Genomic DNA, 10,607 nt, shown 5'->3' with positions numbered 1-10,607 from the left:
GCAAGAAAAGAGAAAAAACGAAATAGCGGGGATCCCTAGAATCCTTGCTATACCAACCATGTATAAAATCATGCATAAACGAAGAAAAAAAGAACCAGGCAAACCCCTTGAGAGAGTAAGGCGCCGCCTGGTTCCTTGCTACCGATAATAGGACGTTATGTTAACTAGATGTGTATGAGATATACAATCAAACAAAGTTATTTTCCATTTTCATTCTTATTTTGAAATAGATGCACAATCAAAAGTCCACCAACAAATAAGATTGGAAATTCTACGACTATATATAATCCGTTTTTTGGTATTCCTAATATAATTGCAAGATAACTAAAAGAAAAAGCCCATAATGCTAAAATTATGATTTCTAAGATCTTCTTTTTCATTAAAAGTTAAACACCCCAAATCCCCTTAAAAAGTTGTATTCGGAATATTATAACAAAATCAAAAAAAGACCCTACAAGAGGGTCTTTCATGAACTAATATTAAGCTTTTTGAACATTAGTAGCTTGTGGGCCACGTTGTCCTTTTTCCACTTCAAACGTTACACTTTGTCCTTCGTCTAAAGATTTGTAACCGTCGATTTGGATAGCTGAGAAATGTACGAATACGTCTTCTCCACCTTCACGCTCGATGAATCCAAAACCTTTGTCTGCATTAAACCATTTCACTTTACCTTGTTCCATAATTGTTGCCTCCTAGTGTGGATACCCACACATATGTTACTACCCTTGCTCAAATACCTTAGACGAAAAACAAAATTTATTCTTAATCTCAAACCGAACAAAAATAGGTCTTTCTTAAATTAACATACTTTCTAAAAAATAGCAAATTTCAAAAATAAGTCCTTATGGTAATTAGCCACTAATAGTGGTTGCTGGAGAAAAAGTCACTATGATAGTCATCACAACAAGAAGTTGCCAAAGGATCTCGACAATATCATTGGTTTGATTTTTTCAGACATTCAACAACTGATAAAATTAGCTATTTTCGAGTTAAATTTTACTTCTGATAACGGTAATTATGTGAACACAAAAGTCCTCCAGTTAAACAATCTGGAGGACTTTTAATAGTCTTCTAAATACATTGAATCCCGATAATAGGACTTTATGTTAACTCTCTATAAATAAATATTCATAGCATTTTTCACAATTTATTTATCTGCTTGTTTTTGTTTCTTTTTCAAATACTCCGCACGCAATTTTTCAATTTGCTGCTTTTTATCAAATTTAGCAGGCGTCTGTTTTTCATGAAACTTTGTCACAGCTACCTGACTTTTGTAATCTAATTGATATTTTCCCACTTTGTTCACCTACTTTTCTTGTCTTTAAAGAGAATCTATTCAACAAATATAATATACCTTATTTTACTGAAGTAAACCTTATTACTTTATTAGTTTCCTACAACAAAAATTATGTAAATAAGCTGTCCATATGGACAGCTTATTATTTTTTTACTTAATGTAGTTTTATTCTGGCCGTTTGGTTTGAAATTTGCTTTTTGGCTAGAGTGCTGGCTCGTCGTGTGGGGGCGAAACCCCACGTATTACGTATCTATTTTTTGAATAAGAACTATCTTAAGACGAATGATCTAAGCGGTTCGGCTCGTATAATTGCTTGCTCAAGTCGAGAACCATTGCTTTGCTTTTTGTCTGTCGGCTTGGCGAGAAAAGCACACCAGCCGAAAAAAGTTTTGCAAGGATGGAGCGAAGCGGAAAAGGTGGAGATTTTTTGAGTGGGTTTCTCAAAAAATACTACCTGTTCCTTGCGGAACTTTTAGCCCTTAGTAATAGTGATAATAGAGAGGATTTACAAAAAGCGTGTAAATCCCTTGATATAACTGGGTTTAATGCACTTTTCAGGGTGTCACGAAAAGGTGACACTTTTTTGTTTTTTGTCACCTTTTCGTGACACCTAAAAAATTACATAAATACTTTAAAGTACATATAAAAAAAGACTGTATCAATTTGATACAGTCTAAAAAAATCTAGCCGGTAATTTTACTTTTTTACCATTTTGGTCTTTAAGATTTTTCAAAGAATGTTGAAACAATCTCATAGTTAATCTATCAAGTTTCACTTCATTTTTTCGAGGTGCACAAATCATTATGTAAGGATTCACTACCCATGTTCTAGGACTTACAGTGCGACCATTTTCAATAATTTGTCCTGCACCTTCTGGATTAAGTAAAATTTCTTTTTTCTTTAATGAATTCATAACAGTTGATGTTTTTTGCCTTGATTTCCCTATCATTTCAGCAATTTCAGAAACAGTTGCCGCTTTTGGTAACTCAAAATCGTCCTCAACGCTCTTTCGTTTCCTTTTAAATTTATCATCTCTACAAATAATGACATTACTTCTAAATTCCAAATAAGCTTGAATTCTAAATAAAAAACTTTCTTCTGCTTGAGTTAAATAACCAATACTATTCAATAAATCTAAATTTCTATGCATTACTTGATTAAATGGTTCTCCAGCAAATGGATCTTTATTAGTTCCAACATAATGGTCTTCTCCAGTTAGTTCTTTTAACTGTTGTAAAAGAGATTTTTTAAGTTCTTCAGCTTGATCTCTTTGTTTTCCATCTTTCTCAAAATCTCTATTTCTAGCATTTCTATCAGCTTGATTTAAAGCTTGTCCCAATTCTTCATTCATTGTTAATTCCTCCTCTAAATTAAGGGAATCAACAAAAATACCTATAATTTGCTATTTGATTATAAATCAAATTATGATAATCTATAATCAGATAAATGAAGTTTAGGTATTTTCGTAGAATACCCTATGAAAAGAGTCATGTTCCAGCATGGCTCTTTTTTTCATTCTATCACGTTTTCAATAACCTTGAAGATAAAAACAAAGTTTCCCCATTTTTTTTATCATTCCACGTCAAACCCTCGATGTTTATTAATTTTTTTCTTATGTTCACGTTCAAATTGATTATCTATTCCCTGGCTACTCAATTCATTTTTAACAAGATCTCTAAACGCCTTAAATTGCTCTCCAAGAACTTTTTTTGACAAGTTGTATAAAACTCTTATATTTTCCCTCAAACCCCTTACATGAGCTTTTAACCGGCTTATTTCAGTGTGTAATTCTTTATTTTCTTCTCTCAATTCACGATTTTGTTTATAAGAATGATTTAAAGCAAGATTATTACCCTCTATTGTTTCTTCTAAATATTTATTATCTGCTCGTAAACTCTCATTTTCTTTCACAAAATCTGTTGTTTTCAAACGCCCATAATCTTTTTTGATAGTAACCGCTGCATTCACTTGTTTTGTTAATTCTTGATATTGTTCTGGTGATAACACATAATTTCTTGTTTGTTTCTTCGTGATTTCAGCTTTTCCAAACACTTTATCCTGCACTTCTGTTATTACTTCTTTACGCAAAAATGGAATTTTAACAGGTTCATTTGGTACTTGATCCGCAACACTATCTAATTCTTTTTGCATTTGTTTTACTCTTTTTTCTAACTCTACATGACGCAGGCCAATTAGCTGCAGCTTTTCACTTTCACTCTCTACTTGTTGTTTCACTATCTCAAATTCTTTGTACTTATCAACGACATCACTTTCCAAACTCTTTTTTGCTACTTGTAATTCATTTGTTTTCTCTTCAACACTTTTTAAATGATGATCAATCGTTTGTAACTGCGTTTCTTTTTCTTGTACTTGATTCTCAACAAGTGATTTTGTTTCTGCATATTCCTTGTATTGACGGACTTTCATGTATTTATGTGAACCTACATTGGCACGTTCAAAATTTGGAATGTATTCTTTCGCTAATTGCTCAATATAAGCCGTTTCTAATTCTCTCCAATGCGCAATTAACTTTCTCCCTGTTCCTTGTACACCTTGTTGTTGCAAGGCTCTATCCATTCCGACACGCCTCGTTAATCCTCGACTACTTTCGAAATTCGGTACATAGTTAATATGTAAATGCGGATTGGCTTCATCATCATGTAAAACCATGTTATAAACTACTAAATTTGGATTTCGCTCCTGAAACGCCTCAGCATAGTGCTTCAGCGCCTCCTTTTTGGTCTCCCTATACTTTGGGTCGTCTTTGCCTTCCCCAATCGCTACAACGAGTTCTCGTTGCTCATGCGTCTTATCGTCTTTATGTATTTTGTCATAGTAGTCATCAATCTTACGGTCATTCCGTTTTTGTTTCTCGTTATACTTGTCCACCGCTTCTTGAAAGATATCCTTGTACACACTTCGGATGTCCTTTTGAACAAAGTAAATATTCTCGTGTAACCTGGCTGGATCTATGCCAGGATTCCCATGAATATTTTCTCTGTTATTGTGACTCAATGAACTTTGGTGAGATTGATTAAATGAGATAGAACCCAACATAAAGTGCCACCACTTTCCCTAGATTAATTGATACCATAAGTCTAGCAAAGCGATGAAATGGAGTCAATTAGAGTAACCCTATAGGTATTTTGACACTTTGTATCAAAATCAATAGGGGTCTGCGACGCTTTTCGGCTTTGCCGAGCCATGTCCAGCATGGCAAAAACAAACCTTGGGCTTTGCCCAAACCCACTGGGGAAATCTTCCCCAGACCCCGTCTAACAAACTCCCCCAACCCCCTCATTTTTTGAGGGGGCTCCCTCGCCGGTAGGCAGGGTCAAACGGGTACCGTTTGACAACCACAAGAGGGTTTTGGAACAGGTGAATCAGTCAACTCCTTAATGCTCACTCCGTTCCGCTTACCGTTGACAGACGCAATATATAGTTATTTCCAATAAGATTTTTCCAACCCTCTATGACTGATCAATATGGATTGCCCATTATCGAATATAAAAAATAAAAACGAATGTAGACTTTTACATATTCGTTTATTTTAGAATACCTTAAAAAATCACCATAAAATATTTTACGCAGGGACATGCCCTAACCAAATCTATTACTCTAGCATATTATGTAGAAGCGACTTTAAATCTATAAAAAAGTTGCTAAGGAGGCGCATATAAAATGGCAACATTTGAAATTGGTGCGAGATGTCTTTTCAATTTTCGAAACGAACGCTTTTTCCTATTAGTTGAAGATGAAATTACAGTTCCAGATAAAGGTGTGGAGATTGATCCAGTTAATATCTATGAAATTGACGAGCAAACTTTCGATTTTATCAGAGATGAAGGAGATACAGACGTGTGTGTACCAGTTACTACACTTCCAACTGTACCACCTGGATTTAAATTAGAACGAAAATGTATTTTTACAATTGATAATGCATACTGGGCAATCTATGATTTAGAAAATGGAACGGATACCAATGTTATATTAATCATCACTGCAGCTTTATTTAACTCATTGAGAAATTCTGGTGTTCGTGAATGTTTTCCTCAAAATTTCATTTAATAAATTGATTAGACCTCAAAGTTCATACAAAAAAGTGAATGTAAACTTTTTATTATTTGTTTACATTCATTTCCCTTTAAACATTGACTTTATCGCAACTTACCCATTTTCCTCAAAAACTACTAGAAAAGTATACATTCAAATCAAAGCAAAACCTCTGGTCCAATCACTCTTTTCACATAATTCATAAGTTAATGTAAAAGGGGGTAATCCTATAGTAGCTTTACTACAATTAATTAGACCATCCGCATTTAGAGCTGTAAAAGCATTTAATCAGAATGTACTTACAACACAAATTCAACAGATTACGTATGAAACTAAACAGTTTGATTTAAAAGATGAGTATAATATATCCGATTCAACCTTTGTTCCTAGAAGAAAAGGAGTATATGCTATTACTGCAGGTGCAGCATTTCTTGCTAATATTCCTTTTGATAATCCTCGCACTACAACCATGTTAATACGTGTAAATGGTATCGATATTGTTAAAGAAGATCACTATTTCGTACCAAAATTAGTTAGACGACCTCATGCAGTAAGAGTAAGTACTATTCTACAATTAAATAAAAGGGATAAAGTTCAAATATGGACAATTATTAGCGGAGGAAATATGACTATTTTAAATAACGAAGGAACACATTTTGAAGCAGCTAGATTTTCATCTCCATAAAATTTCATTAGTATAATCACAATTAACTAAGAATAATCTTTTTATTTTTAGTTATAAAAATAAAAAAAGAGCTTTTAAAAAAGCTCTTTTTTTCTATCTAATTATTCAATTCGAAGTGCTAAAATATCTCGACAATCTAAAACAATTACAGTTCCTGGTTCTGTTTCATTATCTACAAAAGTTGCACAAAAATTTTCTGGATTGAAATTAACAAAAATAACATCTTCGATTGTATTCCCACTTAAAAAAATATCTACTTCTGTACCTAATTGTAAAACCGCTAACTGATCACATACGCATTTATCATGATTATTAAACATTTAAAAACACTCCCTTCTAGAAATATAGAATTCATTCTATTCTATGTTTAAATACAAGAAGAGCTTGTTTAATAGCCTATATTCCAAAGAGATAGTATTTTGGGTTGTGGTATATTTTCATACATAGTTTTCTTCGGAGGGCGTAATTCCATAAAACATACTCCTCTCTCATTACAATGTACTACAATACCTGCATTATTGATTTATGTACTATAATAGATAGGGTATATATAATTGCTTGTATCAATATAGGATACAAACATGTTTAGCATGCAAATATAAAGAATAAAGAAACAAGGAAATAACGATATATACTATATTCATGCTAGATTTACATAATACCACTTATCAGCAAGCAGTCCATGTATCTAGAAACCTAGAAAAGTCCCTTCATCTTCTGAAGGGACTTTTCATTCACATAATCAATGTTATCGGAAGTTAAGAAAATAAACTTGTTTTATTATGTTGGAGATGGAAATCTAGTAGCTTCAAAGTGTGTAGTTGCAGGATCTGAAACGATTTCACCAGCTACAGAACTTTGCACAAATACCTGTACTTGATCTCCAGCATTTAACTGAATGTTAGTAGAAACAGATACATCATTGTCAAATGGGATTATACTAAAGAAATCATTATCTCGGGATACGTCAGTATTGTTTACTCTGATGGCTATTTGCACTCTATAAGGATTGGTGAAAGTAACAGGACTAAATTGAACACTTGCAATAATAGAGTATATACCTTTTGTTTCTGGAATAAATGTGGAAGTAAAAGTACTATGTTCATTTATTAGATCATATTGTTCATTCGGATATAAAACTTGTACATCGGTGTCTGCAGGAACAGGTATAGAAGCATTAGTAACATCCCTAACAGCCCTGAATGCTGATTGTGGTGTTGATCCTGAAGATCCCTGAATAGGAAGTGGAAACTCACAAGGATTGAAATGCAATCTATTTTTTGATGACATAAGTAATCAAGCTCCTTTGTTTGAATTTAATATATTAAATGTAAAACGAGCTTGTTTTTCTTGTATACTTGTCTCTACTTGTCTATACTTGTCCAAAGGAAAACAATAATATATATCATATACATGTAAAATTAACATAACGTCTCATTATCGATAGTATCCAAAAAAGCTCGCTTATCTTGTTTCAAATAAGAAGCGAGCTTTTCTTTCCATCATTCAATTATAATTTATTTACCAAACAGACGATTCCAAAGTGATTTCTTCTGTTCTGTATCTGCTACGCTATCTGTAGCAACAGTTGCTACCTCATTTTCTTCAACGCTTGATATCACTAGGTTTATAGCCTGTTCTAACGTTATACTCTTCTTGTTCACAGCTGATATCATCCGTTCTATAGTTGCTACGTCTTTATGAAAAAAACTCTCGAGTTATTGTTACCCTGCTCGAAAGGATATCCGGCTTCTTCCAGAGCAAAGCAATATTTACCCAAAGTACTTGAGCCAATCCCTAAGTTCTTGGCTACCTCAGATCCCCAATAAGTTTGAGCCATAGTTACATTTTCTGTAAGTTGCTTTTCACTTCACAGTACGATTGCTTCTTCTACCCCCATAACAAGAAAAGGAACCTACTAGTAGGTTCCTTTTCTTGTTATGGGAGATTTATTTAATTATATATAAGTGTAAAACAAGTGTCCGACGCTCGATCCACACTATAATATATGCTGTCCTATTCAATATAGTGCAATGAATTTTAAGTAATCTAATTTAGTTTTTCTTATTTCAAAATGAGAAAAGTAACTATTATACAAGCCCACACACAAATAGATATATTAAATACCATATTAAAGTAGGTATGAAAACACTCAAAAAACAAAAATAAATGGAGGTTTTTTAATTGAGTGAAAACAAACACGATCACAATAAAGATTGTAAGGTTAAAGCAGAAACACAAATTCCGTTCAGTGATACTCCAGCAACGCCTCTTCTTACAAGAAATCCAATAGTTAAAATTCCAGTTGTATTAGCAGAAAGAACACTTCAAATTGTAGTAGAAGCAAATATCCCACTTTGTCCACCAGCAGTAGAAATTAAAAGAGTATTAAAAGATGTATTTTTACAACAATGTAAACTAGTACCTGTTGAATATGAACCAATTGATGGAACAGGGTATTTACGAGTAACAAGAGCAAAATTATTTGTAGAAGGTTTTATTCGTAAAAATATTGAATATGCTGCTAAAGACTGCAATGGCGTGATTCATGATAAAATTGCAAAGGTTCGATTCTCTGGTTTTGCTGACTTAACTCGAAATGACTTTTCTTCTAACCCAATCATAGCTTTTTCTTCAGAAAATAAAGCTCGTTTTATTAATCCAAAAAACACTGATGTTCCTCGTCTAGACAAATTCTTCTTTGAAAATAATGTTTTCTATAATGAACAACCATTTTGTGAAATAATTAGTGCAGAATTTTATGAGCTTGACTTCTCACCATGTGATAATGATCATGATAAACATCATGAAGAATCATGTGGTAAACATCATGAAAAAACATTTGACCACTTACGTGAAAAAATCGTTCTTGATCTTACTTTGAAAGTATTACAAACTCAACAAGTAAGAATTGGTGGATCAACTGGACAATCTAGCTGCTAATTAAAAATTCTCATTAATATTCTTAAATCAAGTCAGTTATTTTGCAACATTTCATGCACTAAAAAAAGGAGAATCCCATATTTTTTTGGGGATTCTCCTTTCTTATTTAAAGATTGTTCACACAAATGATCTACACATCAATTCATCTTTGATATACAGATCATTTGTATGATAATTTTTATAAATAATTGCTGAATAAAAAACTTACATAAATGCTTTTAAAAGTTCTTGTACGAATGGAATTATTCCACCTACAAATTTTAAAACTGCCATTGCGATTTCCATGTTATTTCCTCCTTTATTCTTATATTAAGATTTTGTGAATCCTTGTACCTTTATTATAGTAAGCGCTTACAAAAATAGCAATACTTTTTTACAATATAATAAACATTAACTATTAATGTTCTATAATCTATGATTTTCAGCAATTAAATAAAGGTAACCAATCCCCTTTATTTAATTACTAAAGAATCTACGTTAATTCTGTATTCAAAACTCGTTGTGCAGTAATAATAACACCCTGAGCAGTTACTCCATAAACACTGTATATGCCACCGTTTTGATTAGGAACAATTTCAATTTATCATCCCCAACTCAACACTCTCTCTTAAATTATCCTGCCTTTTAGCAACCAATTCTAGTTCTTCAGGCGTAATCTTAATTTAAACAATGTTCTCTGTCCCCATATAACATTGAAAATTATACCGTAAGCATTGGATTTATTTCCCTGTATTTTCAGAGAAGGAGAGAGATAATTAATCAAATTTCAAAAGATTATTTCCAAAACTCATACCATTTCTTATCTTTACTTGCTGCAATCATCTTCTTAACTTCCTGGACTTCCCTTATTGTTTGCATGAGCATCTCATCACGGCCCTGGTTCTTCGCCATATCTTCGCTAGTATTCATCGCTATAAGTGCCTGGGATTCCTGTATCGTTTGTATAGCGCTCAATAACTCTGATTCTTTTTGTATGAATCGCTGGTCTTGCTCAGTTAGTCGTTTGGTTAATTCCTGGAGCAACTCATTTTGTTTTTCAATGACTTCTTTTTGATCTTGAATCATCCTCTGTAGCGTTGTAGCGTTGAAATCCGGTTCTTCATAGCGCTCAACTTCATGTCGATCCAATGGCAACACTTCAACACCTTGATGCCATGATACAATTTGCTTTGTGGCATTTTCTAGTGTCATATCTGTGTCATTCTTTAGATTTATAACCTTACGGAATACCATTACATCACTTTCTCTATATTTCCTATGCCCACGCTCGTTTTTTATAAAAGTGTAACCCTCTTTTTCTAACACGTCTGCATACTTACGTAATGTAGATGATTGGATACCTAATTGCTCAACCACGTCACTAGGATTATAAAGCGTCTTCATAGCGTTTCACCTCAAAAATATATTCGCTATAGCAATGATATACCCTTTTTCCTAATAATTCACATATTAAGTTTAAATTTAGAGACTCGTTACTTCACGATAACAGCATCAAAATCTTTTTTTAATTTATACAAGATTTTATGCAAGAAAAGAGAAAAAACGAAATAGCGGGGATCCCTAGAATCCTTGCTATACCAACCATGTATAAAATCATGCATAAACGAAGAAAAAAAGAACCAGGCAAAC

General features: G+C 32.9%; 10 protein-coding genes and 2 pseudogenes. 2 read left to right on the top strand and 10 right to left on the bottom strand.

All coding sequences use genetic code 11. The features are described 5' to 3' along the window. Window positions 1–197: 197 nt before the first annotated feature. The 5 genes from AC1DIT_RS24865 to AC1DIT_RS24845 form a co-directional block, all read right to left on the bottom strand. Window positions 198–380: a hypothetical protein gene (locus AC1DIT_RS24865; protein ID WP_033670952.1), complete on the bottom strand. Its 183-nt coding sequence runs from the start codon at window positions 378–380 to the stop codon at window positions 198–200. 99 nt (window positions 381–479) lie between these two features. Continuing rightward, complete coding sequence (locus tag AC1DIT_RS24860) at window positions 480–680, bottom strand: cold-shock protein (protein ID WP_002130770.1); 201 nt, start codon at window positions 678–680, stop codon at window positions 480–482. Between the two features lie 467 nt (window positions 681–1,147). After that, complete coding sequence (locus tag AC1DIT_RS24855) at window positions 1,148–1,297, bottom strand: hypothetical protein (protein ID WP_016117061.1); 150 nt, start codon at window positions 1,295–1,297, stop codon at window positions 1,148–1,150. Window positions 1,298–1,970: 673 nt separating this feature from the next. Next, window positions 1,971–2,648, bottom strand: a complete 678-nt coding sequence (locus AC1DIT_RS24850; protein WP_016117067.1) for a hypothetical protein — start codon at window positions 2,646–2,648, stop codon at window positions 1,971–1,973. 221 nt (window positions 2,649–2,869) lie between these two features. Continuing rightward, a complete protein-coding gene (locus AC1DIT_RS24845) occupies window positions 2,870–4,354 on the bottom strand; it encodes a plasmid recombination protein (protein ID WP_016133374.1) in 1,485 nt (494 codons plus the stop codon). Between the two features lie 624 nt (window positions 4,355–4,978). Between AC1DIT_RS24845 and AC1DIT_RS24840 the strand changes: the two genes are divergently transcribed. Beyond that, window positions 4,979–5,365: a hypothetical protein gene (locus AC1DIT_RS24840; RefSeq protein WP_016117065.1), complete on the top strand. Its 387-nt coding sequence runs from the start codon at window positions 4,979–4,981 to the stop codon at window positions 5,363–5,365. A gap of 771 nt (window positions 5,366–6,136) precedes the next feature. On the opposite strand, the gene AC1DIT_RS24835 is transcribed toward AC1DIT_RS24840, so the two are convergent. The 3 genes and pseudogenes from AC1DIT_RS24835 to AC1DIT_RS24825 form a co-directional block, all read right to left on the bottom strand. Then, on the bottom strand, window positions 6,137–6,355 hold the full coding sequence (locus AC1DIT_RS24835) for a hypothetical protein (protein WP_016113391.1): 219 nt from the start codon (window positions 6,353–6,355) through the stop codon (window positions 6,137–6,139). A gap of 460 nt (window positions 6,356–6,815) precedes the next feature. Continuing rightward, window positions 6,816–7,325, bottom strand: a complete 510-nt coding sequence (locus AC1DIT_RS24830) for a hypothetical protein (RefSeq protein ID WP_016133375.1) — start codon at window positions 7,323–7,325, stop codon at window positions 6,816–6,818. Between the two features lie 239 nt (window positions 7,326–7,564). Next, a pseudogene (locus AC1DIT_RS24825) lies at window positions 7,565–7,875 on the bottom strand (DUF3967 domain-containing protein); the annotation flags it as partial. Window positions 7,876–8,219: 344 nt separating this feature from the next. Between AC1DIT_RS24825 and AC1DIT_RS24820 the strand changes: the two are divergent. Beyond that, window positions 8,220–8,978 (top strand): CsxC family protein, encoded by a 759-nt coding sequence (locus tag AC1DIT_RS24820; RefSeq protein WP_016113401.1) that lies wholly within the window; start codon window positions 8,220–8,222, stop codon window positions 8,976–8,978. A 472-nt stretch (window positions 8,979–9,450) separates the two neighbouring features. Here AC1DIT_RS24820 and AC1DIT_RS24815 read toward each other — a convergent pair. Both AC1DIT_RS24815 and AC1DIT_RS24810 read right to left on the bottom strand, forming a co-directional pair. After that, window positions 9,451–9,558: pseudogene (locus AC1DIT_RS24815) on the bottom strand (ATPase); the annotation flags it as partial. Between the two features lie 194 nt (window positions 9,559–9,752). Further along, on the bottom strand, window positions 9,753–10,361 hold the full coding sequence (locus AC1DIT_RS24810; protein ID WP_016132513.1) for a DUF3967 domain-containing protein: 609 nt from the start codon (window positions 10,359–10,361) through the stop codon (window positions 9,753–9,755). Window positions 10,362–10,607: the final 246 nt, after the last annotated feature.

The organism is Bacillus sp. 05T22, from assembly GCF_056396765.1.
Note: the sequence above shows the minus strand (reverse complement) of the source record. Positions and strands in the feature narration are given on the sequence as shown.

What these genes read in the sequence shown, in the direction of transcription:
- AC1DIT_RS24830 (WP_016133375.1), bottom strand. Translation starts at nt 7,325, where the DNA reads ATGTCATCAAAAAATAGATTGCATTTCAATCCTTGTGAGTTTCCACTT.
- AC1DIT_RS24810 (WP_016132513.1), bottom strand. Translation starts at nt 10,361, where the DNA reads ATGAAGACGCTTTATAATCCTAGTGACGTGGTTGAGCAATTAGGTATC.
- AC1DIT_RS24860 (WP_002130770.1), bottom strand. Translation starts at nt 680, where the DNA reads ATGGAACAAGGTAAAGTGAAATGGTTTAATGCAGACAAAGGTTTTGGA.
- AC1DIT_RS24835 (WP_016113391.1), bottom strand. Translation starts at nt 6,355, where the DNA reads ATGTTTAATAATCATGATAAATGCGTATGTGATCAGTTAGCGGTTTTA.
- AC1DIT_RS24850 (WP_016117067.1), bottom strand. Translation starts at nt 2,648, where the DNA reads ATGAATGAAGAATTGGGACAAGCTTTAAATCAAGCTGATAGAAATGCT.
- AC1DIT_RS24840 (WP_016117065.1), top strand. Translation starts at nt 4,979, where the DNA reads ATGGCAACATTTGAAATTGGTGCGAGATGTCTTTTCAATTTTCGAAAC.
- AC1DIT_RS24845 (WP_016133374.1), bottom strand. Translation starts at nt 4,354, where the DNA reads ATGTTGGGTTCTATCTCATTTAATCAATCTCACCAAAGTTCATTGAGT.
- AC1DIT_RS24865 (WP_033670952.1), bottom strand. Translation starts at nt 380, where the DNA reads ATGAAAAAGAAGATCTTAGAAATCATAATTTTAGCATTATGGGCTTTT.